The sequence below is a fragment of the Albidovulum inexpectatum genome (assembly GCF_002927635.1).
Taxonomy (GTDB): Bacteria; Pseudomonadota; Alphaproteobacteria; order Rhodobacterales; family Rhodobacteraceae; genus Albidovulum; species Albidovulum inexpectatum.
On the sequence record NZ_PRDS01000001.1, the window covers coordinates 551,745 to 576,203 of the forward strand.

24 protein-coding genes are annotated in these 24,459 nt (G+C 66.5%); 8 read left to right on the plus strand and 16 right to left on the minus strand.

Features of this window, described 5'->3' with window-relative positions; translation table 11 throughout:
• Positions 1 to 3: 3 nt before the first annotated feature.
• Together grxC and LV82_RS02810 are read right to left on the minus strand one after the other, a co-directional pair.
• On the minus strand, positions 4 to 261 hold the full coding sequence (gene grxC, locus LV82_RS02805) for a glutaredoxin 3 (protein WP_104069151.1): 258 nt from the start codon (positions 259 to 261) through the stop codon (positions 4 to 6).
• Between the two features lie 38 nt (positions 262 to 299).
• Positions 300 to 1,016, minus strand: a complete 717-nt coding sequence (locus LV82_RS02810; RefSeq protein ID WP_104069152.1) for a ComF family protein — start codon at positions 1,014 to 1,016, stop codon at positions 300 to 302.
• 31 nt (positions 1,017 to 1,047) lie between these two features.
• Between LV82_RS02810 and LV82_RS02815 the strand changes: the two genes are divergently transcribed.
• On the plus strand, positions 1,048 to 1,893 hold the full coding sequence (locus LV82_RS02815) for a methyltransferase domain-containing protein (protein ID WP_104069153.1): 846 nt from the start codon (positions 1,048 to 1,050) through the stop codon (positions 1,891 to 1,893).
• 50 nt (positions 1,894 to 1,943) lie between these two features.
• Positions 1,944 to 3,023 carry a ferrochelatase gene (hemH, locus tag LV82_RS02820; RefSeq protein WP_104069154.1) on the plus strand — a complete coding sequence of 360 codons (1,080 nt, stop codon included), beginning with the start codon at positions 1,944 to 1,946 and terminating at the stop codon, positions 3,021 to 3,023.
• A 72-nt stretch (positions 3,024 to 3,095) separates the two neighbouring features.
• Here the strand turns inward: hemH and LV82_RS02825 are convergent, their stop codons facing one another.
• Positions 3,096 to 3,281: a hypothetical protein gene (locus tag LV82_RS02825; protein WP_104069155.1), complete on the minus strand. Its 186-nt coding sequence runs from the start codon at positions 3,279 to 3,281 to the stop codon at positions 3,096 to 3,098.
• Between the two features lie 137 nt (positions 3,282 to 3,418).
• Positions 3,419 to 4,027 (minus strand): L,D-transpeptidase family protein, encoded by a 609-nt coding sequence (locus LV82_RS02830; protein ID WP_245873047.1) that lies wholly within the window; start codon positions 4,025 to 4,027, stop codon positions 3,419 to 3,421.
• A 184-nt stretch (positions 4,028 to 4,211) separates the two neighbouring features.
• Here LV82_RS02830 and dalA point away from each other — a divergent pair, with 184 nt between their 5' ends.
• Complete coding sequence (gene dalA, locus LV82_RS02835) at positions 4,212 to 4,721, plus strand: divisome-associated lipoprotein DalA (RefSeq protein ID WP_104069156.1); 510 nt, start codon at positions 4,212 to 4,214, stop codon at positions 4,719 to 4,721.
• Positions 4,722 to 4,743: 22 nt separating this feature from the next.
• On the opposite strand, the gene LV82_RS02840 is transcribed toward dalA, so the two are convergent.
• From LV82_RS02840 to hslO, 7 genes are all read right to left on the minus strand, one after another.
• Complete coding sequence (locus LV82_RS02840; protein ID WP_104069157.1) at positions 4,744 to 5,241, minus strand: L,D-transpeptidase family protein; 498 nt, start codon at positions 5,239 to 5,241, stop codon at positions 4,744 to 4,746.
• Between the two features lie 73 nt (positions 5,242 to 5,314).
• Entirely contained in the window at positions 5,315 to 6,541 is a 1,227-nt protein-coding gene (locus LV82_RS02845) for a class I SAM-dependent RNA methyltransferase (protein ID WP_104069158.1), read from the minus strand.
• On the minus strand, positions 6,538 to 8,370 hold the full coding sequence (locus LV82_RS02850; protein WP_104069312.1) for an ABC transporter ATP-binding protein: 1,833 nt from the start codon (positions 8,368 to 8,370) through the stop codon (positions 6,538 to 6,540). The genes LV82_RS02845 and LV82_RS02850 overlap by 4 nt, the downstream gene beginning before the upstream one ends.
• Before the next feature lie 97 nt (positions 8,371 to 8,467).
• Entirely contained in the window at positions 8,468 to 9,064 is a 597-nt protein-coding gene (locus LV82_RS02855) for a LysE family translocator (RefSeq protein WP_104069159.1), read from the minus strand.
• A 50-nt stretch (positions 9,065 to 9,114) separates the two neighbouring features.
• On the minus strand, positions 9,115 to 10,257 hold the full coding sequence (locus LV82_RS02860) for a CCA tRNA nucleotidyltransferase (protein ID WP_104069160.1): 1,143 nt from the start codon (positions 10,255 to 10,257) through the stop codon (positions 9,115 to 9,117).
• Complete coding sequence (locus LV82_RS02865) at positions 10,254 to 10,883, minus strand: CoA pyrophosphatase (RefSeq protein ID WP_104069161.1); 630 nt, start codon at positions 10,881 to 10,883, stop codon at positions 10,254 to 10,256. The genes LV82_RS02860 and LV82_RS02865 overlap by 4 nt, the downstream gene beginning before the upstream one ends.
• Positions 10,873 to 11,871, minus strand: coding sequence for an Hsp33 family molecular chaperone HslO (gene hslO, locus LV82_RS02870; RefSeq protein ID WP_104069162.1), 999 nt, complete (start codon positions 11,869 to 11,871; stop codon positions 10,873 to 10,875). The genes LV82_RS02865 and hslO overlap by 11 nt, the downstream gene beginning before the upstream one ends.
• 102 nt (positions 11,872 to 11,973) lie before the next feature.
• Between hslO and LV82_RS02875 the strand changes: the two genes are divergently transcribed.
• Positions 11,974 to 12,432: an NUDIX domain-containing protein gene (locus tag LV82_RS02875; protein ID WP_104069163.1), complete on the plus strand. Its 459-nt coding sequence runs from the start codon at positions 11,974 to 11,976 to the stop codon at positions 12,430 to 12,432.
• Here LV82_RS02875 and LV82_RS02880 read toward each other — a convergent pair.
• Positions 12,408 to 13,688, minus strand: a complete 1,281-nt coding sequence (locus tag LV82_RS02880; protein WP_245873048.1) for a PP2C family protein-serine/threonine phosphatase — start codon at positions 13,686 to 13,688, stop codon at positions 12,408 to 12,410. The two genes, LV82_RS02875 and LV82_RS02880, sit on opposite strands and share 25 nt — an antisense overlap.
• A 159-nt stretch (positions 13,689 to 13,847) precedes the next feature.
• Here LV82_RS02880 and LV82_RS02885 point away from each other — a divergent pair, with 159 nt between their 5' ends.
• Positions 13,848 to 14,207 carry an Hpt domain-containing protein gene (locus tag LV82_RS02885; protein WP_104069164.1) on the plus strand — a complete coding sequence of 120 codons (360 nt, stop codon included), beginning with the start codon at positions 13,848 to 13,850 and terminating at the stop codon, positions 14,205 to 14,207.
• A 12-nt stretch (positions 14,208 to 14,219) separates the two neighbouring features.
• Here the strand turns inward: LV82_RS02885 and ilvA are convergent, their stop codons facing one another.
• Positions 14,220 to 15,467, minus strand: a complete 1,248-nt coding sequence (ilvA, locus tag LV82_RS02890; RefSeq protein WP_104069165.1) for a threonine ammonia-lyase IlvA — start codon at positions 15,465 to 15,467, stop codon at positions 14,220 to 14,222.
• A gap of 159 nt (positions 15,468 to 15,626) precedes the next feature.
• Here ilvA and LV82_RS02895 point away from each other — a divergent pair, with 159 nt between their 5' ends.
• Both LV82_RS02895 and msrA read left to right on the plus strand, forming a co-directional pair.
• A complete protein-coding gene (locus LV82_RS02895) occupies positions 15,627 to 16,853 on the plus strand; it encodes an argininosuccinate synthase (protein ID WP_104069166.1) in 1,227 nt (408 codons plus the stop codon).
• 146 nt (positions 16,854 to 16,999) lie between these two features.
• Complete coding sequence (gene msrA / locus LV82_RS02900; RefSeq protein ID WP_104069167.1) at positions 17,000 to 17,626, plus strand: peptide-methionine (S)-S-oxide reductase MsrA; 627 nt, start codon at positions 17,000 to 17,002, stop codon at positions 17,624 to 17,626.
• A gap of 31 nt (positions 17,627 to 17,657) precedes the next feature.
• On the opposite strand, the gene LV82_RS02905 is transcribed toward msrA, so the two are convergent.
• Positions 17,658 to 19,919 (minus strand): NADP-dependent malic enzyme, encoded by a 2,262-nt coding sequence (locus LV82_RS02905; protein WP_104069314.1) that lies wholly within the window; start codon positions 19,917 to 19,919, stop codon positions 17,658 to 17,660.
• A 154-nt stretch (positions 19,920 to 20,073) separates the two neighbouring features.
• On the opposite strand from LV82_RS02905, the gene mutS reads away from it, so the two are divergent.
• Positions 20,074 to 22,686 carry a DNA mismatch repair protein MutS gene (gene mutS, locus LV82_RS02910; protein ID WP_104069315.1) on the plus strand — a complete coding sequence of 871 codons (2,613 nt, stop codon included), beginning with the start codon at positions 20,074 to 20,076 and terminating at the stop codon, positions 22,684 to 22,686.
• Between the two features lie 45 nt (positions 22,687 to 22,731).
• On the opposite strand, the gene LV82_RS02915 is transcribed toward mutS, so the two are convergent.
• Complete coding sequence (locus LV82_RS02915) at positions 22,732 to 23,319, minus strand: nucleotide exchange factor GrpE (RefSeq protein WP_104069168.1); 588 nt, start codon at positions 23,317 to 23,319, stop codon at positions 22,732 to 22,734.
• Positions 23,316 to 24,389: a heat-inducible transcriptional repressor HrcA gene (gene hrcA / locus LV82_RS02920; RefSeq protein WP_104069169.1), complete on the minus strand. Its 1,074-nt coding sequence runs from the start codon at positions 24,387 to 24,389 to the stop codon at positions 23,316 to 23,318. Before hrcA ends, LV82_RS02915 begins: the two co-directional genes overlap by 4 nt.
• Positions 24,390 to 24,459: the final 70 nt, after the last annotated feature.

Here is a 24,459-nt window from a genome sequence, read left to right on the forward strand (position 1 = left end):
GGCCTAGCCCGCCAGCAGGGCGTCAAGCTTGCCCGCGCGTTCCAGCGCATGCAGATCGTCACTGCCACCCACATGGCGACCATTGATGAAGATCTGTGGCACGGTATGACGCCCGTTCGCCCGGCGCATCATCTCCTGACGCAGCTCGGACGCGCGCGATACGTCCACGTCTTCAAAGCTGACGCCCTTTTTCTGCAGCAGCCGCTTGGCGGCGATGCAATAGGGGCACCACGGGGTGGAATAGATCTCGACGCGCGGCATGCCTGGCCTCTGGCTGAAGTCGGAAAGACTATAGGCATCTAGGCATCCTTCGCAACGCGTGCCAGTACCAGAACGAAAACAGCCGACGCTCCGCCCTTCAGGCAGGCATGTGTCGCCACACCAAGGGTAGCCCCGGTCGTCATCACATCATCGATCAGCAAGACGGGGCGGCCGGCAACCAGATCGCGGCGCCGGACGTTGATGTCGATCGCGCCGCGAAGATTGGCAAAACGCTCTTCGCGGCCACGATGGTCCTGCGACGCGGTGCGCCGCACGCGGCGCAACAGGTCCGGACACTGGTCAAGCCCAAGCCCGCGCGCGACGGCGCGTGCCAGCAGCGCCGACTGGTTGTAGCGCCGCCGAATCAACCGGGTCCAGTGCAGCGGCACGGGCGCGACGATCATGCCGGGAACGACCAGCGGCTGCGCCGCCCGCGCCATCCACCCGGCCATCGGACGCACCAGGTCCAGCCGGTCGGCATGTTTCAGCGCCAGCACCATGTCACGCACGGCGCCGTCATAGACCATGGCCGCCCTGCCCCGTTGCCATGGCGGCGGGGCCGTCAGACACGCGTCGCAATATTCGGCGTCGCCCATCTGCCGCCCCGGAAGCGGCGCGCCACAAAGATCGCAGGCCAGGCCCGCGATGAAGGGCGTTCGCAGCCAGCAGGCCGCGCACAACGCATGAGCATCGGCCACGGCCGCGCCGCAACAGACGCATTGCGGCGGAAAAAGCAGGTCCAACACGCTTTGCATTCCCCGCCGAAGATGCCTAGTTTCCCCGATCATGACCGAACCGCCGAAGCTGACAGATACCGCCGCGCTGATGCGAAACCGCGCCAGGGCCATGCGCCAGGGGGCCGAACTGTTCCTGCACGAAGACGCCGCGGACGAGATTCAGGAAAGGCTTTCCGAGGTTAACAGGCGGTTTACGAAACCGGCCATCGTCACCGGAATGGCCGCACCCTGGGCCGAACGCTTTCCCGACGCACGTATCGTCGCCGACAGCGAGGTCCTGGACCTTGAACCGGGCGCGCACGATCTGGTGATCCACGCGCTTTGCCTGCACTGGTCGAACGATCCGGTCGGGCAACTTGTCCAGTGCCGGCACGCGCTGCGGCCCGACGGCCTGTTCCTGGGCGTCCTGTTCGGCGGCCGTACCCTGTGGGAACTGCGCGCCGCCCTGGCCGAGGCCGAATCGCGCCTGACCGGCGGGCTGTCGCCGCGGGTCCTGCCGATGGCGGAGATCCGCGATCTGGGCGCATTGCTGCAACGCGCGGGCTTTGCCCTGCCGGTGGCCGACGCGGTCAAGCGCACCGTGACCTATCGCACGGCCTTTCACCTGATCGCGGATCTGCGCGCGATGGGAGAGGGCAACGCCCTGGCCCAGCGCAACCGGCGCGTCCCGCGGCGTGATCTGTTCCCCGAGGCCGCCCGTATCTATGCCCGGAACTTCCCGGCGGCAGACGGCCGCATCGCCGCGACCTTCGAAATGATTTATCTGACCGGATGGGCGCCGGACGAAAGTCAGCCAAAGCCTCTGCGCCCCGGATCGGCCCAGGCCCGGCTGGCCGATGCGCTGGGGGCGCGGGAATTTCCGCTGAAACCGGATGGCGGGACGCCGGAAACGTGAAACGACATGGCAGCGCCAATGCTCGAAACGAAGGAACGCAAGGGAAACGGATGAACATCGAGATGGACAAGCCCGGAGAGGGCCGCCTGAAACACGCACCCGCAGATCACCCACCGGTCGCCCGGCCAAAGATCGGGATCCTGGTCGCCAATCTGGGCACGCCGGACCATTACAGCTATTGGCCCATGCGCCGCTATCTCAGTGAATTCCTCTCGGACCGGCGGGTGATCGACTATCCGGCGTGGAAGTGGCAGCCCATCCTGCAGCTGTTCGTGCTGACCAAGCGCCCCTTCAGTTCGGGTGCGAACTACAAGTCGATCTGGAACCACGAATTGAACGAAAGCCCGCTGATGACGATCACCAAGGCGCAGGTCGCCAAGCTGCGCGCGGAAGTGTCGCGGCGCCATGGCGACGGCATCATGGTCGATTACTGCATGCGCTATGGAAATCCTTCGACCGAAAGCGTGGTGCGGCGGATGGTCGAGGCCGGCTGCGAAAAGATCGTCTTCTTCCCGCTCTATCCTCAATATGCGGGTCCGACCTCGGCGACGGCGAACGATCAGTTCTTCCGCGCCCTGATGAAGGAAACGCGCCAGCCCGCCGTGCGCGTCGTGCCCGAATATTTCGAACACCCGCTGTATATCGAAGCCCTGGCGCAGTCGGTCGAACGCGCCTATGCGGGCCTCGAGCATCGCCCCGATGTGTTGGTCGCATCCTATCACGGGATGCCGAAGCGCTATCTGATGCAGGGCGACCCCTATCACTGCCAGTGCCAGAAGACCTCGCGCCTGCTGCGCGAGCGTCTGGGATGGGCCGAGGACAGCATCCACACCACCTTCCAGTCGGTCTTCGGCCCCGAGGAATGGCTGCGCCCCTATACGGTCGAACACGTGCAGGAACTGGCCCGCGCCGGAAAGAAGCGGATTGCGGTCATCTCGCCCGCCTTCTCGGCCGATTGCATCGAAACCCTCGAGGAGATCCAGGGCGAGATCCGCGAGGCCTTCGAACATGCCGGCGGCGAGGAGTTCACCTATATCCCGTGCCTGAACGACGACGATGCCCATATCGCCGCCCTGATGGCGGTCCTGGAACAGAACCTGGCCGGTTGGGTGGCGACGAACGGGGCGTGATAGCTGGGTTCGTCGGCAAGAAAAAAGGCGGTGGGAAACCCACCGCCTTTCGTCAATTCGGACAGACCCGAATCAGTTGCTGGCAGCAGCCGCGGCGACGACCAGCAGCGCCAGACCGGCAACGACCAGGCCCGGAGCCGACGAGGACGAAGCCTCTTCCACGATCGGGGCCGGTTCCATGATCGGTTCAGCCATGCCACCGGCAAAGGCCGAGGTCGCGGCAAGCGAAAGCGTGGCGGCGAGAGCGAATTTCTTCATGTCTTGTCTCCTCGTTGTCACGCGCCGAATCACTTTCGGCGCGCTGAATGGTGTTTGCGTTATGGCGCCATTGGGGCATATCGCACGCAATACGCAAGAGAAATTGCGCAGACCGCGGAAAAGTTCCCGGGAATTTGTCAGATCAGCAGCACCTGCGTTCCGACCCGGGTCAGCTCGTACAGTTCGGCGATGTGTTCGTTGTACAGGCCGATGCAACCGTTGGAGGATCGGCGGCCGATCTTGCGCGTGTCATGCGTGCCGTGGATCCGGTAATACTGCCACGACAGGTACAGCGCATGGGTGCCCAGCGGATTGTCCGGCCCCGGCGGCACATAATCAGGCCATTCCGGGTTGCGCTTCTTCATCTCGGGCGTCGGACGCCATTCCGGGCCCACGACCTTCCTGACGATCTCGGTCCGGCCGCGGCGGGTAAGATCCTCGGTCAATGGCACGCTGGTCGGATACAGGCGATAGATCGTCTCGTCCTCGGACCAGAAATGCAGCGCGCGCGAGGTGATGTCGACCAGGATCGCGCCGTTCTTCAGGCTGGCAAAATAGGGCTGCCATTGCAGCGACCGGAAACTCGAGATGTTGCGCCGCGTCACGCCGCCGATGGCGGATTCCATCTCGGTCGTGCCATCGCCGGTCTGCGCGATTGCCGGCGCCGCAAGCGTCACACCCAGCGCCGCGGCGCCCTTCATCAGGCCTCTGCGGCTCAGCCGGTCGGTCATCCTGTCGTCGTTCATGCTCGTAACCTCGGTCCGCGGGCGGGTCCCGCGCCCATCCTTTCCTCAGACAGCCGTTACCATAGGCGCAATCCGCGCGCGGCTCAATTGTACCGGGCAAGATGCCGCGGGCGAAGGCGGTATTTGATCGCATCGCCCCAAGCCGCTATTGAGACAGTCGGACCAATCCCGGGGAACGCCAAGAATGTCGATTTTCGCGCGCCTGTCGCTTGTCATACTGCTGGGGCTTGCCGCCTGCGCCCCGGCGCCCGTCCAGCTGGGGGCTGATGGCCGCCCCCTGCCAAAGGTCTATCGCATCGAACCCGGCGACGAGGCACGTGTCACCTATGCCATGGTGGACGGAATCAACACGCTGCGCCGCGCGCGTGGGTTGGCGCCCCTGACGCTGAATGCGCAGCTTACCGCGGCGGCCGCGACCCATTCGCGCGACATGGCCGTCCAGAACCGGCCGTGGCATTTCGGCTCTGACGGCTCCTCGCCCATATTGCGGGTCAAGCGCACCGGATATCCCGGACGGATGCTGGGCGAGAACATCTCTGAAACCTACGAGACCGAACTGGAAACGCTGGCCGCCTGGATGGCACAGCCCGACACCCGCGACGTGATCCTGGATCCGGCCGCGCGCGATGTGGGCTTTGCCTGGTATCAGGAGCCCAGCGGCAAGATCTGGTGGACCCTGGTCACGGGCGGCTGAGCGGGCCGGTTGAGCGGGCCGGTCACGGATAGATGTGAACCGGCGTGCCCAGGCGCACCATCGCGTAGATCTCCTCGATCTCGTCATCGGTGACGGCGATGCAGCCCGCGGTCCAGTCCGGCGACTTGCCGTTCTTCTGGCCAGCCTCGCCGTGAATGAAGATATCCCCGCCCGGGCTGCGGCCCTGCGCCCGCGCAAAGGCGATATCCCGCGCATTGGGATAGGATATGCCCAGCGACAGGTGATAGCGGCTGTTCGGATTGCGCCGGTCGATGAAATAGACGCCTTCGGGCGTGCGCATGTCGCCCTCGAACTGCTTGGGCCCCACCGGGTTGCCGCCCAGCCCGATCCGGTATTTCCGCAGCGCCTTGTTGCCATGCAGCAGATACATCACGCGCTTTTCCTTGAAGATCACGATGCGCGTCACTTCCGGCCCGTCATAGTGCCGGAACTTCGACTCGCCACACGCGCCCAGCGCCGCCAGCGCCGCCACCAGAAAGGCCCGTCGCCCGAAAATCATGCCTGTCATCCTGCCTGCCCGATCGTTCTGTTTTGCCCATGTCTAGCACGATCGGGGGTGTTGGAAAACGGCCTCAGTCGCGGACCAGACGCGCCACCAGCTCGACATGCGGCGACCAGCGGAACTGGTCCACGACCTGAACCCAGTCGATGCGGAAACCGGCATCGGCCAGGATGCGCGCGTCTCGGGCAAAGGTGACGGGATTGCATGACACCGCCGCGATGACGGCGATGCCAGAGCGCGCCAGCTCGCGACTCTGCGCCTCGGCCCCCGCGCGCGGCGGGTCGATGACGACGGCATCGAACCGGCCAAGTTCATCGGGCAGCAACGGGCGGCGGAACAGGTCGCGCGTCTCGACCCGCAGCTGGTGCAGACCGGGCGTGGCGCGCCATGCCGATTGCAGCGCGGCGATCATGTCCGCGTCGCCTTCGACCGCAAGGATATCGGCCCCGCGCGCAAGCGGCAGCGCAAAGGTCCCCACGCCACAGAACAGGTCGGCAACGCGCCGCGCGGGCCCCACGGCCTCGGTCACGGCCTGAACCAGCGCGGCCTCGGCCTCCGCGCTGGCCTGAAGAAACGCGCCCGGCGGCGGAACGACCACCGCATCGCCCATGCGGAAAGCGGCCGGGCGACGCGCGGCGACGGGCTCGCCGTTCCAGGACAGCCGCGCCAGGTCGGCCTGCTCGGCAAAGGCCGCCAGGCTGGCGAACAGATCGCGCTCCAGAGGCTTGCCGCCCCGCACCGACAGATCCACGCCCGCATCGCTGCGCGTCAGGGTCAGGTCCAGCTCGGCCTTGCGCGAGGCCCCCAGCACGACCAGTTCCTCCAGCCTGGGGATCAGCGCGACCAGGTCGGGATGCAGCAGGCGGCAGTCGGGCACCGGCACGATCGTGTCCGAGGCGCGCGCATGAAAGCCGATGATCGCGCCCTTTTTCGTGCGCCGTCCGGCCAGCGTCGCCCGCCTGCGGCTGTTGGCGGGAACGGTCACGGTCGGCCGCAAGGCAGCCTCCAGCCCCTGAGCTGCAAGCGCCGCGCGCACGACATCGGCCTTCCATTGCGCCACGAAACCGTCATCGGCATGCATCAGCGCGCAGCCGCCACAGGCGCGGTAATGCGGACAGTCCGGGCGGACGCGGTGCGGCGACGGGCGCAGGATCTTCGGCGCCTCGATCCGCCCGTCGCGACATTCGCCTTCGATCTCTTCGCCGGGCAGTGTCATCGGCACGAAGACCGGAGCGCCATCGGGGCCGCGTGCGATGCCCTCGCCGCGGTGCCCAAGACGTTCGATCGTGACCTTCATTCCGCCGCCTCGTCCATGCAGATGAACCCGCCCGATTGCCGCGCCCAATAGCGGGCGTACAGCCCGCCGCGCGCCAGCAATTCGGCATGTGTCCCTTCCTCGACGATCCGGCCGGCGTCAAGGACGACGATGCGGTCCATCTCGGCGATGGTGGACAGGCGGTGGGCGATGGCCAGCACGGTCTTGCCCTGCATCACGCGATGTAGCGCCTCCTGCACCTGGGCCTCGACCTCGGAATCCAGCGCCGAGGTCGCCTCGTCCAGCACCAGGATCGGCGCGTTCTTCAGAAAGGCGCGAGCAAGCGCGATGCGCTGGCGCTGACCTCCCGACAGCTTGACCCCGCGATCGCCCAGATGCGCGTCATAGCCCACCCGGCCCTTGTGGTCGCGCAGGGCGCGGATGAAGTCGTCCGCCTCGGCCGCGCGTGCGGCGGCGATCACCTCATCCTCGGTCGCGTCGGGCCGGCCATACAGGATGTTGTCGCGGGCCGAGCGGTTGAACATCGCGGTTTCCTGCGTGACCATCGCGATCTGACGGCGCAGGCTTTCCTGCGTCACGTCGCGCACATCGTGCCCGTCGATCAGGATGCGGCCTTCCTCGGCGTCATAGAGCCGCAGAAGCAGCGCGACCAGCGTCGATTTCCCCGCCCCCGAGGCGCCGACGATTCCGATCTTCTCGCCCGGGGCGACGTGCAGCGTGACATGCGACAGCCCGCCCGAGGCGCGTCCATAGGCAAAGCTGACATCCTCGAAACGGATATCGCCGCGCACGCGCTCCAGCGTGATCGCATCGGGCGCATCGGTCAGCTGGTGCGGCGGCGTCAGGGTGCGCATCCCGTCCTCGACCTCGCCGATCGAGGAATAGATGGACATCAGCGTGAAGCTGACCCAGCCGGTCATCTGGGCGATGCGGATCGACACCGCCCCGGCCGCGGCGATATCGCCCGGGCTGGCCGCGCCGCGGGTCCACAGCCACAGCGTTCCGCCGATCAGGGCAACCGGCAGCAGGCCCGAAAGCGTCATCAGCGAATAGCGGAACATCGCCGAAAGCACGCCGAAATCGACCGCCCGTTCGCGAAAGCCCGCCATGGCCCGCAGGGCGGCCTTGTCCTCGTGCTCGGCATGGGCAAACAGCTTGACGGTCTTGATGTTGGTGATCGTGTCCACGACCTGCCCCGTGACCAGCGCCCGCGCGCCCGCGCGCTCGGCCGAGCGCGCGCGGATTCGGGGCAGGAAGGCGCGGATCAGCAGGACATACAGCACCACCCAGACCGCCATGACCGCCGCCATGCGCGCGTCAATCGCGATCAGGAATGCCACCGAGCCGATCAGCGACGCCAGCGCGAATGAAATGGTATTGATCGTTTCGCTGGCCACATCCGTCACCGCGCGGGCGGTCTGCATCTGCTTTTGCGCGATCCGGCCGGCAAAGTCGTTGTCGAAGAAGGTCACCGCCTGGCCCATCGTCCAGCGATGCAGTCGCGACAGGACCAGCGGCAGGACATTGGGTTGCACGACGATCGAGTTCGATGCCGAGGACAGGCCGAACGCGACCGGCCGCACCAGCATCATGAACAGCACAAAGCCCAGAAGGAACGGCCAGTGATCGGTCACGATCCGCTCGGGCTGGTTCAGGCCCGCCAGATCGACGACCGCGCCCAGATACCAGGCCGTGACGACCTCCATGACACCGGCCAGGGCCGACAGAGCCGCCGCGCCGATCAGCGGCGCCCATGCCCCGGACAGGCACCACATGAAGAACGCGCCAAGGCTGCGCGGCGGCGGCCCATCGGCCGGGCGGAAGGCGTCGATCAGGTCGGCGATGCGCATGGGCAGGTCTCCGGGACGGGCGGTCGTGACACGCGCGCGGCGCGGGGGCCGCCCCAACAAGGTAACGCGTGTCGCCGGGGCGGCAAGGGCACGCCGATCAGTGGCGCAGGATCTCGACCACCGACAGGACGATCAGCAGGGCCATGACGATGTTGAACGCGCGCAGGCGGCGTTCGCTGGTCAGCCAGCGCGCGATGGCCTGGCCCGCCAGCGTCCAGACGGTTGCCGAACAGAAGCCAAGGCCCAGGAACACGACCGCCACGGTCACCGCCGACAGGACCGGCGCCTGGGGCAGCACGAATTGCGACGTCGCCGCGACCGCCATCGACCATGCCTTGGGATTGATCCATTGAAAGCCCAGCGCCTCGACCAGGCGCATCGGGCGCGCCGGCCCCTGCCCCGACCCCAGTCCGCCCGATGTCGCGATCTTCCACGCGATCCACAGCAACAGCGCCGCACCGCCCCAGCGCAGACCTTCGCGCAGCAGCACCGATGTCTGGAACAGCCCGGCCAGCGTCAGCCCGACGACCAGCATCATCAGCGGAAATCCGGCCGCAACCCCCACCAGATGCGGCAGCGTTCGGCGCAGGCCGAAATTCGCCCCGGAAGCGGCCAGCATGGCGTTGTTCGGCCCCGGCGTGAACAGGGTCGCAACGGCAAGCGCGAACAAGGCGGGCAGCATCTGGGCGGGCATGGTGGCGATATCCTCTCAGGCGCGCAGCAAAGCGGTTTGGCGCGCCGGACTCAAGGCAGCAATTGTTCCCGCGACAATGAAAATCCCGAACGGATCCAGCGTTCCTCGGCCTCTTTCAGCCGCGCGCCAAGTTCGGCGCCCTGATAGCGCGGCATCAGGTCCGCGGCGCGCAGTGGAAAGACCGCGGCCGCCCCGCGTGCGATCTCGTCTTCCCAGCCGGGGGGCAAGGGCGCACCCGTCATCGCCGATCGCAACAGAATGGCGTCGCGCGCGATCTGCGCCCCGTGACGATAGGCCAGCTCGGCCGGTCCGGCGCCGCTTTCGACGGCGGATTTCAGGCTGTGCAGGTGGCGCGCCTCGGCGCGCGAAAGGCGCAGGGCTTCCTCCTCGTCCGATCCGCCCAGGGCGGCCAGGCGGCGACGCCAGTCCGGCGCATAGGGTGGTTCGAGATGCACAAGCGGCGCAACGAAGCGGCTGGTCGCGCCGGGCAGGATGCGATGAAGAACGCCCGCACTCTCCATCCCGGCCAGGGCGGGGGCCGGGTCGGGCGCGTCCAGAAGCCGGCGCATCTCGTGCCCGATCCGTTCGCGCGACAGGCGCGTGATTCCGTCGGCATTGGCGGCACAGGCGGCCAGCGCATCGGGGTCCATGCCGGCCTGCGGGTCGCCATAATGGGCGTGAAAGCGAAAGAAGCGCAGGATGCGCAGGTAATCCTCGCGAATCCGCGCTTCGGGGTCACCGACGAACCGCACCCTTCGGGCCAGAAGGTCGGGCAGGCCGCCCAGCGGGTCGATCACCTGCCCGTCGGCATCGGCATAAAGCGCGTTCATCGTGAAATCGCGCCGCGCGGCGTCGTCCTCGATCCGGTACGAGAAAGCCACGACCGCGCGGCGGCCATCGGTGGTCACGTCGCGCCGAAAGGTCGTGACCTCGTGCGGGATGCCGTTGTGGATCACCGTCACGGTGCCGTGGTCGAGCCCCGTCGGCACCACCTTGAATCCCGCATCGCGGGCAAGCTCGGCCACGCGCTGGGGGCGGGCGTCGGTCGCGATGTCCACATCGGCGATGGGGACGCCCAGGATCGCGTTGCGCACGCATCCCCCGACGACATAGGCCTGATGCCCGGCGCCATTCAGCAGGCGCAGGATCCGCTGGGTGCCTTCTTCCTCGATCCAGTCGCCCGAAAGCTTCATCGCGTCCCCTGCCCGTCGACCATCGCCTCGGCCAATGCGCGCAGCATACGCGCGGTTGCGCCCCAGATGTAATAGGGCCCCCAGGGCACGACCCAGTAATGCCGCCGTTGCCCGCGCCAGCGCCTGCCCTCGACGCGATAACGCGCGGGATCGGCCAGGTGGGCCAGCGGGACAAGAAAGACCTCGTCAACCTCGCCGGCCTCGGGGACCGGGTCGAAGGGCCGCAGGACGCGCCCGAAGACGGGTGTCACGGCATAGCCGGTCACGGTCTCGTGCGCGGGCCATGTGCCCAGGATCTCGACCGCGTCTGCAGGCAGGCCGATTTCCTCGCGCGCCTCGCGCAGGGCGGCGGCGGCCGGACCGGCATCGCCCGCATCGATCTTGCCGCCCGGAAAGGCGATCTGGCCCGGGTGATGCTTCAGCCGCGATGACCGCTTGGTCAGCACGATCGCGGGCCCCCGCGCGGTGTCGGCCAGCGCGACCAGAACGGCCGCCGGCCGCAGCCGGCGGTTTTCGGGCAGGACGAAGCCCGGGTTCAGGTCATGGTCCGAAGTCGGCCCCGCAGGGCGGCCGACAGCCCGCAGAAAGGCCGCGACCAGGGCCTTGTCCGCGGTGTCATTCGCCATCGTCCGGCGTCCGCGTCGCCTCGAACCCCAGGGTCGCCGGGTCGAATTCGTAATGCGCGCCGCAGAATTGGCAATCCGCCGTGACGATGCCCTCATCGGTCGTCATGTGCGAGATGTCCTTGGCCGAATAGATCGACAGGCTGGTGCGCACCTTCTCGGGCGAACACGAGCAGCCAAAGCGCACGGACTGGGCGTCGAAGACGCGCGGGCCTTCCTCGTGGAACAGGCGCACCAGAAGATCGGTGGGCGAAACCTTCGGCCCGATCAGTTCGTCCTCCTGGATGGTGGACAGCAGGATGTTGGTGCGGTTCCAGTTCTCGCTCTCTTCGCCCTTGAGAATGTCGTTGGCGGTCATCAGACCCTGCTCGCCGCTGGCACCGCCGGACGCGCCCGACCCGGAGGACGCGGGCATCACCTGCAACATGACGCCACCCGCGCGCCAGATGTCGCGCCCCTCGGCCCTTTCGCGCCGCCAGGCCAGCATGAAGCGTGTCGGGAGCTGCTCGGACTGGGCGAAATAGCTTTCGGCGCAGGCCGCCAGAGAGCCGCCCGACAGCGGCGTGATCCCCTGATAGGGCAGCGTGCCCGCGCCCTGGTCGATCAGCACCGCGAAATAGCCCTGACCGATCTGATCGAAGGCCGGACCTTCGGGATCCAGCCGATCGGGGTCGTACGAGGCCCAGGCGCGAATCCGCGCCGGCTCGCCTTCGGCTGATGGCGCGTAATAATCCGTTGCGATGATGCGGATCGGCCCGTCGCCACGCACCTGCAGCGACAGCTTCCAGCGCAGCTTGATCGCCTGACCGATCAGCGCGGTCAGCAGCGCGGCTTCGGCCACCAGCGCCTCGACGGGGGCGGGATAGTCATGCTGGGACAGGATCTGGTCCAGTGTGCCGTCAAGCCGCGCGACGCGGCCGCGAATGTCCGAGCGGTCCAGCTGGAACGGCAATATCGTGTCGTCCCACGCGATCTGAGAAAGGGTCGTCATCGGGGTCTTCCTTTGCGGGCCTTGCCCTGCCATACAGGGCAAATATGGGAACGACAACCGACGGGCCAAGCCCCCGGCGGCAGATCGGGCGGGAATGACGGCGTGATACCCAGATTTGGCGAGCCAATCCGCCGCGACCGGCGCTATCGCATCCGGCACGGCGCCTATGCCGTCATCCTGCGTGGCCCGGAGGTTCTGCTGACCCGCCAGGACGGCCCAAGGCCCGAGTTCCAGCTGCCGGGCGGAGGACTGGACCCGGGCGAGCCGCCCCTGCGGGCGCTGCATCGCGAAGTCGCCGAGGAAACGGGCTGGCGCATCGCGGCGCCGCGGCGCCTGGGGGCGTTCCGACGCTTCGTCTACATGCCCGAATATGAAAGATGGGCCGAAAAGCTGTGTACGGTCTATCTGGCGCGTCCGCTGGCGCGTCTGGGCCCCCCTACCGAGGCGGGTCATGACGCGTTCTGGCTTCCCGCCCCGGTCGCGGTCGATCTTCTGGGCAATGACGGCGACCAGTTCTACCTGCGCCTGGCCATGCGTCAGCTGGGGCTGGGCCCACGATAATCGAACAGGATTGCCGAAACGTCGTCGGCGGGCTCGGCGCCGGCATGGCGCACCACGCCCCGCATCAGGGCGTCCAGCATGGCCTGCCCCTTCAGGCCGCGCGTATCCCGCATCAGCGCCGCAAGCCCATCATCGCTCAGCTGGACGTGTGACCGGTTCTCGGCCTCGGTGATCCCGTCGGACACGATCAAGAGACGATCATCGGGCTGCATCTGCAGTTCCACGTCCTGCCAGGCGCCATCCGGTATCAGCCCGATCGGCAGGCCGCCGGCCCCGATCGGGCGGACCGAGCCGTCCGGCCGCTGGATCATCGGATGCGGATGCCCCGCCTGCACAAGGCGGACCCGACCGCGTGACAGATCCACGATCGCATAGACCATCGTGAAATAGATGTCGGTGCGGATTTCCTCCAGCAGGATGGCGTTCAGCCGCGCGGCGACCTCGGCCGGAGGCCGGGGCTGGATCGTTCCATCCGGCATGCGGGTCATGGCGACATTCCCGTCCGACGCCACGCCGTGGAAAAACCCCGCCAGCCGCGCGGTCATCAGGGCCGAGGTAATGCCGTGCCCCGACACGTCGATCGAGAACAATCCGACCCGGTCTCTGTCGATCGTGAAAAAGCCGACCAGATCGCCCCCCACATGCCCCGCGGGCCGCAGCATCAGCGTCACCTCGCCCGCGTCGAAGTCGCGATGCGTTTCGCGCAGCAGGCTTTGCTGCAGCTTGCGTGCCTCGGCCAGGTCGCGGTTGATCATGTCGTGCATGCGGCGCAGCTCATCGAATGCCCTGGATACCAGGCGGTTCTTTTCGGTCAGCTCGCGTTCCATGCGCAGGATGCGATCACCGGCAAGGATACGGGCACGCAGCTCATCCCCGGTGATGGGCTTGATCAGGAAATCGTCGGCGCCTTTTTCGAGCCCCAGGACGATCTCTTCCTTTTCGGCCTTCGATGTCAGAAGGATGAAATAGACATAGCGATCGCTGACAAGCCGCCGAATGGCCTGGCACAGTTCGATCCCCGACATGCCGTCCATCATCCAGTCCGAGATCACCAGGTCGGGCGGTTCGGATTCGGCCAGCCGCAATGCCTGCTCGGCCGTTTCGGCCTGGATGACATGATGCCCGGACCGGACGAGCTGCGATTCAAGGATGCGCCGCTGGACGCGGCTGTCATCGACAACCAGAATCCGGCGGCCCTGCGGCTGCGAGGACCGGGCCATGGCCGGGATTTCGGAAATCTTCGAGGCGACCTGCACGACAAAAACCCATACGAAACACGGGCCAGAAAAGCGCAGGGAAATTAACATGTGCTGAATGCACGTCTTAACCGTTGCGCAAGACCCGCCGGGCTAGGTTTGCCACGAAGCCCCGGGGCGGCAGCAATCAGCCCCCCGAATGCACAACGGAAGGCATCGATGATCGATTGGGATCACATAGACCAGCTGCGGCAAGAGCTGGGGCGAAATGAATTCTTGCATGTCGTCACGCTTTTCCTGGACGAAGTGCAAGAGGCGTTCGACCGGCTGAAACGTGCAACCGATGCCGGACAATTGCGCAGCGACCTGCACTTTCTGAAGGGCGCGGCGCTGAACCTGGGATTTCGCGACCTCGCGGCGAAATGCCGAACGGACGAAGCCATGCTTGCGGCGGGTCGATCCGACGCGGTCGATCTTGCGTCGATCATCGACTGCTTCACGCGCTCGCGCAGCGCTTTCCTTTCGGGCCTGGACCAGCGGGGTGAAACGTTGCCGGGCGCGCCCGCGCCGGGCCGATAGCCGCGCCTGTCTTCAGATCAGGAACTCGGCCAGGGTCTCGTCCTCGGTGATGTCGCGCCAGGCGATGGCGGATTCGTCCAGTCTCTGGCGCAGGGCATCGAAATTGGCCGGATCCTTCGTCTCGATCCCGATCAGGACCGAGCCGAAATTGCGCGCCGACTTCTTGAGGTATTCGAATCGCGCGATGTCGTCATCGGGGCCCAGAAGGTTCAGGAATTCCCGCAGCGCGCCCGGCCGCTGCGGCATCCGCAGAATGAAATACTTCTTCAGCCCTGAATAGCGCTGTGCCCTTTCCTTGACCTCGGGCAGACGCTCGAAATCGAAATTGCCGCCAGAGGTGACGCAGACCACCGTCTTGCCCGCGATCTGGCTGGCCAGATCGGGCAGCGCGTCCACGGCAAGGGCGCCAGCAGGTTCCAGCACGATGCCCTCGACATTCAGCATGTCCAGCATCGTCACGCAGATCCGGTCTTCGGGCGCGGCCAGGACATGGGCGGGATCGACATGGCGCAGGCGCTCGAAAGGACGATCGCCGATGCGCGCAACCGCCGCCCCATCGACGAAGCTGTTCACGCGCGGCAGGGTCACGGGCTGGCCAGCCCGCAGCGCGGCGGCCAGACTTGCCCCGCCCGCCGGCTCGACATAGCGCAAGGCCGTCTGCGGCGCGGCCTCGCGCAGATAGGTCGTGACACCGGCGGCCAGCCCCCCGCCGCCCACCGGAACGACCACCATGTCCGGCGCGCGGCCCAGCTGTTCCAGGATCTCGACCGCGACCGAGGCCTGACCCTCGATCACGTCCGGATCGTCGAAGGGCGACAGGAAATGCGCGCCCGCCTCGGCACAGAAAGCCTGCGCCGCGGCCAGGGTCTGGTCGAAATAGTCACCGGTCAACCGGATCTCGATACAGTCGCCGCCAAAGATCCGGGTCTTGTCGATCTTCTGCTGAGGCGTCGTCACGGGCATGAAGATCGTGCCACGCACGCCGAAATGGCGGCAGGCATAGGCCATGCCCTGGGCGTGGTTGCCCGCGCTGGCGCAGACGAAATGGCCATGGCTGGGATCCTCGGCCAGGATGCGGCGCATGGCCGTGAACGCGCCGCGCAGCTTGTAGCTGCGCACGGGCGTCAGATCCTCGCGCTTCAGCCAGACATCGACGCCCAGACGCGCCGACAGGTGATCGTTGCGTTGCAGAGGCGTTGGCGGAAAGACATCCCGCAGGGCGCGGGTCGTGGCTTCGGCTGCATTTCGAAAATCGGTCATGTCCCGCTTGATGAACCAGCTTTCCCGCCCTTGCAAGCGTCACGGGGCCGGGCGCGACCGCGCGCCGCGCCGGAACCCGCGCAATCCTTGCCCAGCGCACGAAAAACGGCTATCGCGCATGGGATTGACCACTGCGTCCTCCATGCACAGGAAGGTTCCATGTCCGCGCCAAAGAAAGTCGTTCTGGCCTATTCCGGTGGCCTCGATACCTCGATCATCCTGAAATGGCTGCAAACCGAATATGGCTGCGAGGTGGTGACCTTCACCGCCGATCTGGGCCAGGGCGAAGAGCTGGAGCCCGCCCGCAAGAAGGCCGAGATGCTGGGGATCAAGCCCGAGAACATCTATATCGAGGACCTGCGCGAGGAATTCGTGCGCGACTTCGTCTTTCCGATGTTCCGCGCCAATGCGGTCTATGAGGGGCTGTATCTGCTGGGCACCTCGATCGCGCGGCCACTGATTTCCAAGAGGCTGGTCGAGATCGCGCATGAAACCGGGGCCGATGCCATCGCCCATGGCGCCACGGGCAAGGGCAACGACCAGGTGCGGTTCGAACTCAGCGCCTATGCGCTGGACCCGCATATCAAGGTCATCGCGCCGTGGCGGGAATGGGACCTGACCAGCCGAACGAAGCTGCTGGAATTTGCCGAGGCGCACCAGATCCCGATCGCCAGGGACAAGCGCGGCGAGGCGCCCTTCTCGGTCGATGCGAACCTTCTGCATACCTCGTCCGAGGGCAAGGTTCTGGAAAATCCCGCCGAAGAGGCGCCCGATTACGTGCTGCAGCGCACCACGCGGCCCGAGGACGCGCCGGATACGCCCGAATATGTCGAGATCACCTTCGAACGTGGCGACGCGGTCGCGATCGATGGCGAACGGATGAGCCCGGCAACGCTGCTGACTCGCCTGAACGAACTGGGTGGCAAGCATGGCGTCGGCATCCTGGACCTGGTGGAAAACCGCTTTGTCGGGATGAAGTCGCGCGGCGTCTATGAAACGCCCGGCGGAACCATCCTGCTGGAGGCGCATCGCGGGATCGAGCAGATCACGCTGGATGCGGGCGCGGGCCACCTGAAGGACAGCCTGATGCCGCGCTATGCGGAACTGATCTACAACGGCTTCTGGTTCAGCCCCGAACGCGAGATGCTGCAGGCCGCGATCGACAAGAGCCAGGAACATGTCACCGGCACCGTGCGCGTGAAGCTTTACAAGGGCTCGGCCCGCACCGTGGCACGCTGGTCGGATCATTCGCTGTATTCCGAAAAGCACGTCACCTTCGAGGAAGATGCCGGCGCCTATGACCAGAAGGATGCCGCGGGCTTCATCCGGCTGAACGCCTTGCGGCTGAAGCTGATCGCCGCGCGGAACGCCCGCGTGAAGGGCTGATCGACCGCCCGATCATTAGGCCGGGCCAGTCCCGGCCCCTTTTTCTGGCCGCGTCCGGAACGATTTCGTGATCTCACGCGGATGTCGGTTGTCCTTTCGATGCGTTTGCCCTCGTTCTGGTCGGGAAACCAGCATGAGGATGTCCGATGGTGCGTCTTGTCCTTTCCTGTCTGCTTCTGCTTGCCGCGGGCCCTGTACTGGCCCGGCAGGACACGGCCATCGTTGCGGGCGGTTGCTTCTGGTGCGTCGAAGCCGATTTCGAATCGGTCCCGGGGGTGATCGAGGTCGTCTCGGGCTATACCGGCGGGCGCGTCGAGAACCCCAGTTACAAACAGGTCAGCGCCGGCGGCACCGGACATTACGAAGCCGTCGAGATCGTCTTTGACCCCGGACGGATCAGCCTCGAGACGCTGTTCGACCTGTTCTTCCGCTCGATCGACCCGACGGATGACGGCGGACAATTCTGCGATCGCGGCGAAAGCTATCGTACGGCGATCTTCGTTCGAAACGAGACGCAGGCGCGGGCCGCGCGGGCCGCGAAGGCACGGGCCGAGGCCGCCCTTGGCCGAAAGGTCGTCACGCCAATCCTGCCCGCCGCGCGCTTCTGGCCAGCCGAGTCCTATCACCAGGATTACTACAAGGGACGGAATCTTGTCCTGACCCGGCGCGGACCGATGTCACAGGCCAAGGCCTACAAGTTCTACCGCGAATCCTGCGGCCGCGACGCACGGGTGCGCGCGCTTTGGGGCGATCAGGCGGTCTTCGCGCAGTAGGCCCGGAAAACCGCCCACCCGTCTGACCCGGTCACTGCCCCAGGCGACAGGCCGCGATTGCGGCCATGTTGACGATGTCGTTCACCGTCGATCCGGTCGAACAGATCTGGATCGGGCGATCGACGCCGGTCAGGATCGGGCCGATGATCGTGGCGCCCGCCATTTCCTGCAGCAGCTTGACCGAGATCGAGGCCGAATGCCGCGCCGGCACGACCAGAACATTGGCCGGGCCGGTCAGGCGGCAGAACGGATAATGCGCCATCTGATCCATGTTCAGCGCGACATCCACGGTCATCTCGCCGTCATACTCGAAATCGACGCCGCGCGCGTCCAGCACCTGCGGCGCGCGGTGCATCTTGGTCGCGCGTTCGGACACCGGATAGCCGAAGGTCGAAAACGACAGGAAGGCCACCCGTGGCTCGATCCCCATGCCGCGCGCCACGGCCGCGCCGCGTTCGGCGATATCGGCCAGATCCTCTTCGTCGGGCCATTCATGCACCAGCGTATCGCCTATGAAGACGATCCGCCCGCGCAGCAGGACCGCGGTAATGCCCACCGCGCCATCCTCGGCCGTGACGTCAAAGACATGGTTGATGAGGCTCAGAACATGGGCCGATTTGCGCGTCGCCCCCGTCACCATGGCATCGCCATGGCCATGGGCCAGCATCAGGGCCGAAAAGACATGCCGGTCACGCGCGGCCAGTCGGTGGATGTCGGCGCGGTCAAAGCCCTTGCGCTGCAGGCGGGCATAGAGAAAGTCCTTGTAGGTGGCCAGATGCGGGGTATTGGCCGCGTTGACGACTTCCAGTTCGTCCACCGCATCGGCCAGACCCTCGGCGGCCAGCTTCTCGGCCACGTCCGGCTCGCGCCCCACGACGATCGCGCGTCCCATGCCCGAACGCTGATAGGCAACGGCCGCGCGCAGGACGCGCGGATCGTCGCCTTCGGCAAAGATCATCGTGGCCTGTGCGGCGCGCGCCCGCGCATGGATGCCCTGCAGGATGGAAGCCGTCGGATCCATCCGCGACTTCAGGCTCAGCTCATAGGCCTCCATGTCGATGATGGGTCGACGCGCCACGCCGGTTTCCATTCCGGCGCGCGCTACTGCGGGCGGCACGACGTGGATCAGGCGCGGATCAAAGGGCGTGGGGATGATGTAGTCACGGCCAAAGGTCAGCTTGCGCCCATAGGCCAAAGCGACTTCCTCGGGCACGGGCTGGCGCGCAAGGCTGGCCAGGGCCTCGGCGCAGGCGATCTTCATTTCGTCATTGATGGCGCGCGCGTGAATGTCCAGCGCTCCGCGAAACAGATAGGGAAAGCCCAGGACATTGTTGACCTGGTTCGGATAGTCCGACCGCCCGGTCGCCACGATCGCGTCGGGGCGGATGGCATGGGCCTCTTCGGGCGTGATCTCGGGATCGGGATTGGCCATGGCGAAGATGATCGGATCGGGCGCCATGCTGGCGACCATTTCGGGCGTCACCGCCCCCTTGACCGAAACGCCAAGAAAGACGTCGGCACCGCGCATCGCCTCTTCCAGCGTGCGCAGGTCGGTCCTGACCGCATGGGCGGATTTCCACTGGTTCATGCCCTCGGACCGGCCCTGCCAGATCACGCCCTTGGTATCGCAGACGATGCAATTGTCGTGCCGCGCGCCCATCGCCTTGAGAAGCTCGATACAGGCGATGCCGGCCGCGCCCGCGCCGTTCAGGACGATCCGGACGTCCTCGATCTTCTTGCCCGTCAGGTGCAGGGCGTTGATCAGACCGGCCGCGCAGATCACCGCCGTGCCGTGCTGGTCGTCATGGAACACCGGGATGTCCATGATCTCCTTCAGGCGGCTTTCGATGATGAAGCATTCGGGGGCCTTGATGTCCTCGAGATTGATGCCGCCGAAGCTGGGCCCCATCAGGCGCACGGCATTGATGAATTCCTCGGGGTCTTCGGTGTCCAGCTCGATATCGATGGCATTGACGTCGGCAAAGCGCTTGAACAGCACCGCCTTGCCTTCCATCACGGGTTTCGATGCCAGCGCGCCGAGATTTCCCATGCCAAGGATCGCCGTGCCGTTCGACACGACGGCGACCATGTTGCCCTTGACCGTGTAGTCATAGGCCGTGCCGGGATCCTGCGCGATCGCCTCGACCGGAACCGCAACGCCGGGGCTGTAGGCCAGCGACAGGTCGCGCTGGGTGACCATCGGCTTGCTGGCGTTGATCTCGTATTTGCCGGGCGTGGGGCTGTGGTGATAGGCCAGCGCCTCTTCCCGGGTGATGCGGTTCCTGTTGGACATCGTCTTTCCCCTGTCTTTTCCGCCGTCATAGCGCCCCCCTTGCATCGTGCCAATCAAAAGGATTGCCCCCTTTTTCGCCGCGCCCCGCATTGCTAGGGTCCGCGCGCAGCCAATGGGGGAAAACGTGGGCGAAAAGGACGCAGGCGTCACGCCGATGATGGCGCAATATCTGGAGATCAAGGGGCGCTATCCGGATGCGCTTCTGTTCTACCGGATGGGCGACTTCTACGAGATGTTCTTCGAGGATGCCGAGCAGGCGGCCGTCGCGCTGGACATCGCGCTGACGAAGCGTGGCCAGCATATGGGGCGCGACATCCCGATGTGCGGCGTGCCCGTCCATTCGGCCGAGGGCTATCTGCTGACGCTGATCCGCAAGGGCTTTCGCGTGGCGATCGCCGAGCAGATGGAAGACCCCGCCGAGGCGAAGAAGCGCGGCTCGAAGGCCGTGGTGCGGCGCGACGTGGTGCGGCTGGTCACGCCCGGAACGCTGACCGAGGACTCCCTGCTGGAGGCGCGGCGCAACAACTTCCTGGCGGCCTGGGCGGAAATACGCGACTCGGGCGCGCTGGCCATCGCCGACATCTCGACCGGGGAATTTCACGTGATGCCCTGCCCGCGCGTGCGGCTCTTGCCGGAACTGGCGCGCCTCGCCCCGCGCGAGCTGCTGGTCAGCGAAAGCCACGAGGCCGAGATCGCGCCCCTGGCCGAGGAAATCGGCGCGGCGCTGACGCCGCTGGCGCGCGCCTCGTTCGACAGCACGGGGGCCGAACGGCGATTGTGCGACCTTTACGGCATAGCCACGCTTGACGCCTTTGGCAGCTTCGCGCGCGCCGAGATTTCGGCGATGGGCGCGATCGTCGAGTATCTGGACCTGACCCAGAGGGGCAAGCTGCCCCTGTTGCGGCAGCCCACGCGGGAAACGCCCGGGGGCGTGGTGCAGATCGACGCGGCGACGCGGCGGAACCTCGAAATCACCCAGGCCCTGTCGGGTGGGCGAGAAGGGTCGCTGGTGGCCGCCATCGACCGGACCGTCACGGCCGCGGGCGGGCGGCTTCTGGAACGGCGGCTGGCCGCGCCGTCGCGCGACCTGGACGAGATCCACGCGCGGCTGGCAGCGGTCCGGCACCTGGTCGAGGATCCGGGCCTGTGCGATGCGCTGCGCGAGGAGCTGCGCAAGGCCCCGGACATGGACCGGGCGCTGTCCCGGCTGGCGCTGGAACGCGGCGGCCCGCGCGATCTGGCGGCGATCCGCGCCGGGCTGGAGCGTGCGCGGGCGGTGGCCGATCTGTTGACGGGCGATGTGCCCGAACGGCTGTCCCTGGCCGCGCGGGATCTGGCCGGACATGACGCGCTGGTCGCGCGCCTGCGCGCCGCCCTGGTCGAGGAGCCGCCGCTTTCGGCCCGCGACGGCGGTTTCATCGCGCCGGGACTGGATGCCGAGCTGGACGAGGTTCGCCAGCTTCGCGACGAGGGCCGGGGCGTGATCGCCCGCCTTCAGGCGCGCTATGTCGAACAGACCGGCATCCAGAGCCTGAAGATCCGCCACAACAACGTTCTGGGCTATTTCGTCGAGACCACGGCAACCCATGCCGACAGGATGCTGGCTCCGCCGCTCAGCGAAACCTTCATTCACCGCCAGACGACCGCGAACCAGCTGCGCTTCACCACGCTGGAACTGTCCGAGCTGGAAACGCGCATCCTGAATGCCGGCAACCGCGCGATCGAGATCGAGCGTCGCCTGTTCGAGGATCTGCGTCAGGTTGTCCTGGACAATGCGGCAGCGATCTCGCAGGCGGCGCGGGCGCTGGCCGAGATCGACCTGTTCGCGGCCTTCGCGGACCTGGCGCGCGGCGAGGATTGGTGCGAGCCCAGGGTGGATGACAGCCGCGCCTTCGATGTCGAGGGCGGACGCCACCCGGTCGTCGAACGCGCCCTGCGACGCGCGGGCGAAAGCTTCGTGGCCAATGATTGCGCCCTCTCGCAGGGCGAGACACCCGCGATCTGGCTGATCACCGGGCCGAACATGGCGGGCAAGTCCACGTTTCTGCGGCAGAACGCGCTGATCGCGCTTCTGGCGCAGGCGGGCAGTTTCGTTCCGGCCCGGCGCGCGCATCTGGGGCTGGTCAGCCAGCTGTTCAGCCGGGTGGGCGCGGCCGATGACCTTGCCCGCGGGCGATCGACCTTCATGGTCGAGATGGTCGAGACCGCCGCCATCCTGAACCAGGCCGATGATCGCGCGCTGGTCATCCTGGACGAGATCGGACGGGGGACGGCGACCTGGGACGGATTGTCGATCGCATGGGCCGTCCTGGAGCACCTGCACGACGTGAATCGCTGCCGCGCATTGTTCGCGACGCATTACCACGAACTGACCTCGCTGGCGCACAAGCTGGAAGGGGTCGAGAACGCCACGGTCGCCGTGCGCGAATGGGAAGGCGAGGTCGTCTTCCTGCACGAGGTCGTGAAAGGCGCGGCGGACCGGTCCTATGGCGTGCAGGTCGCGCGGCTGGCGGGTCTGCCGCCGGCGGTCGTCGAGCGGGCCCGGGTCGTTCTGGAGGCGCTGGAGAAGGGCGAACGCGAAGGCGGGGCCCGGCGCACGGCGCTGATCGACGACCTGCCCCTGTTCAGCGCGGCCCCGGCCGCTTCGCCCCCCGCGCGCGGCCCGTCCGCCGTCGAGGCAAGACTTGCCGAACTGCATCCCGACGAGATGACGCCCCTGCAGGCGCTGACGGCGCTGTACGAGCTGAAGGCGCTCGTCCGGAAATGACGCGGGGGCCCGCGGGCCCCCGTTTCACGTGAAACGCTGTTCGGATTAGCCCTGATCCGGCTGGCCCTTCTGATCGGCCTGCTGGCCGTTCGCCGGGGTCGAGCTGACGCCCACCTGCGCCGGTCGCAACAGACGTTCGTGCATCACGAAGCCTTCGGTCATGACCTGGATGATCTCTCCGGCCCGGGTGCCGGGCACGGGCGCCTCGAACATGGCCTGGTGGACCTGCGGGTCGAACATGTCGCCCACCTGCGGCGTGATCCGTTCAATCCCGTGACGGCCAAGCACCGAGGCCAGCTCCTTCAGCGTCAGCTCGACTCCTTCGATCAGCGCCCGGGCCTGTTCGCGCACGCTGTCATCGGCCGCGTCAAGCGCCCGCTTGAGATTGTCATAGACCGGCAGGATGTCGCGGGCCAGCTTGGCACCGCCATACTGCTCGGCTTCGCGCCGGTCGCGTTCGCCGCGCTTGCGGATATTCTCGGCCTCGGCCAGCGCGCGCATGTAGCGGTCGCGGAATTCGTCGCGCTCGGCCCGCAATGCCTCGATCTCGTCGGCGACGGTTTCGGTCTCGATCGCCTCTTCGCCGATCTGTGCCTGATCTTCTGCCAATTCGTCTTTCTTCATCTCGCTCATGTCTGGTCCTTCCGCTCGCCGGACAATAGTCGCCCGACCAGCTGCGCCGTATAGTCAACGATGGGCACGATACGGCCATAGTTCAGCCGCGTCGGGCCAATGACGCCGACGGCGCCAATGATCTTCCGATCCGCGTTCATATATGGAGAAACGACCAAAGAGGAACCCGAAAGTGAGAACAACTTGTTCTCGCTGCCGATGAAGATGCGCACGCCTTCGCCTTGCTCGGCATGTTCAAGGAACTCGGCAATGTCGCGCTTGCGCTCCAGATCGTCGAACAGGGCGCGGATACGGTCCAGGTCGGCCTCGTCGGCATGATCCAGCAGGTTCGACTGACCGCGCACGATCAGACGCTCGCGGGTATCGCCGGCCCCCTCCCACATGGCGATTCCTGCCTCGATCAGGCCCTGCGCCGCCTGGTCGATCTCCTGCCGGCGGCGCGCGATCTCCTTGCGCATGTGATCGCGCAATTCCGACAGGGTGCGGCCCTCGGCCAGCGCATTGACGAAATTCGCAGCCTCGCGCATCGCCGACGGGGTCAGGCCGGGCGGTGGCGTGAAGATGCGGTTCTCGACATGCCCATCGGAAAAGACAAGGACGACCAGCGCCCGGTCGTGCGCCAGGCTGACGAAATCGATATGGCGCACCTCGGCGTCATGCTTTGGCGCCAGGACAAGGCTGGCGGAATGGGTGATACCCGACAGCGCCTGTCCCACGCGGTCAAGCAGGGAGTTCACGCCCGGTTCGTTGCCGCCGGTGGTCGCGTCGATCGCCTGCCGGTCCTCGACCGCAAGCGTCGAGACCTCCATCAAGCCGTCGACGAACATCCGCAGGCCCAGTTGCGTCGGCACCCGACCGGCCGAGGTATGCGGACTGTCCAGCAGCCCCAACATCTCGAGATCCTGCATGACATTACGGATCGTCGCGGGCGAGATCTTTTCGCTCATCGTACGCGAGACCGTGCGCGAGCCGACCGGATCGCCGGTGTCGAGATAGGTCTCGACCACGCGGCGAAAGACCTCGCGCGAACGGTCGTTCATTTCGGCCAGAATTCGTGCGGTGTCTTCCATGGCTCTGCCTCTCAGGGTCATGACAGATATGGAGCCCCGCGCGGAAACGTCAATCGGGCTTGCCCTATGG

Coding starts and splice junctions, on each gene's coding strand:
- grxC (WP_104069151.1), bottom strand. CDS start 261: ATGCCGCGCGTCGAGATCTATTCCACCCCGTGGTGCCCCTATTGCATC.
- LV82_RS02810 (WP_104069152.1), bottom strand. CDS start 1,016: ATGCAAAGCGTGTTGGACCTGCTTTTTCCGCCGCAATGCGTCTGTTGC.
- LV82_RS02815 (WP_104069153.1), top strand. CDS start 1,048: ATGACCGAACCGCCGAAGCTGACAGATACCGCCGCGCTGATGCGAAAC.
- hemH (WP_104069154.1), top strand. CDS start 1,944: ATGAACATCGAGATGGACAAGCCCGGAGAGGGCCGCCTGAAACACGCA.
- LV82_RS02825 (WP_104069155.1), bottom strand. CDS start 3,281: ATGAAGAAATTCGCTCTCGCCGCCACGCTTTCGCTTGCCGCGACCTCG.
- LV82_RS02830 (WP_245873047.1), bottom strand. CDS start 4,027: ATGAACGACGACAGGATGACCGACCGGCTGAGCCGCAGAGGCCTGATG.
- dalA (WP_104069156.1), top strand. CDS start 4,212: ATGTCGATTTTCGCGCGCCTGTCGCTTGTCATACTGCTGGGGCTTGCC.
- LV82_RS02840 (WP_104069157.1), bottom strand. CDS start 5,241: ATGATTTTCGGGCGACGGGCCTTTCTGGTGGCGGCGCTGGCGGCGCTG.
- LV82_RS02845 (WP_104069158.1), bottom strand. CDS start 6,541: ATGAAGGTCACGATCGAACGTCTTGGGCACCGCGGCGAGGGCATCGCA.
- LV82_RS02850 (WP_104069312.1), bottom strand. CDS start 8,370: ATGCGCATCGCCGACCTGATCGACGCCTTCCGCCCGGCCGATGGGCCG.
- LV82_RS02855 (WP_104069159.1), bottom strand. CDS start 9,064: ATGCCCGCCCAGATGCTGCCCGCCTTGTTCGCGCTTGCCGTTGCGACC.
- LV82_RS02860 (WP_104069160.1), bottom strand. CDS start 10,257: ATGAAGCTTTCGGGCGACTGGATCGAGGAAGAAGGCACCCAGCGGATC.
- LV82_RS02865 (WP_104069161.1), bottom strand. CDS start 10,883: ATGGCGAATGACACCGCGGACAAGGCCCTGGTCGCGGCCTTTCTGCGG.
- hslO (WP_104069162.1), bottom strand. CDS start 11,871: ATGACGACCCTTTCTCAGATCGCGTGGGACGACACGATATTGCCGTTC.
- LV82_RS02885 (WP_104069164.1), top strand. CDS start 13,848: ATGATCGATTGGGATCACATAGACCAGCTGCGGCAAGAGCTGGGGCGA.
- ilvA (WP_104069165.1), bottom strand. CDS start 15,467: ATGACCGATTTTCGAAATGCAGCCGAAGCCACGACCCGCGCCCTGCGG.
- LV82_RS02895 (WP_104069166.1), top strand. CDS start 15,627: ATGTCCGCGCCAAAGAAAGTCGTTCTGGCCTATTCCGGTGGCCTCGAT.
- msrA (WP_104069167.1), top strand. CDS start 17,000: ATGGTGCGTCTTGTCCTTTCCTGTCTGCTTCTGCTTGCCGCGGGCCCT.
- LV82_RS02905 (WP_104069314.1), bottom strand. CDS start 19,919: ATGTCCAACAGGAACCGCATCACCCGGGAAGAGGCGCTGGCCTATCAC.
- mutS (WP_104069315.1), top strand. CDS start 20,074: ATGATGGCGCAATATCTGGAGATCAAGGGGCGCTATCCGGATGCGCTT.
- LV82_RS02915 (WP_104069168.1), bottom strand. CDS start 23,319: ATGAGCGAGATGAAGAAAGACGAATTGGCAGAAGATCAGGCACAGATC.
- hrcA (WP_104069169.1), bottom strand. CDS start 24,389: ATGGAAGACACCGCACGAATTCTGGCCGAAATGAACGACCGTTCGCGC.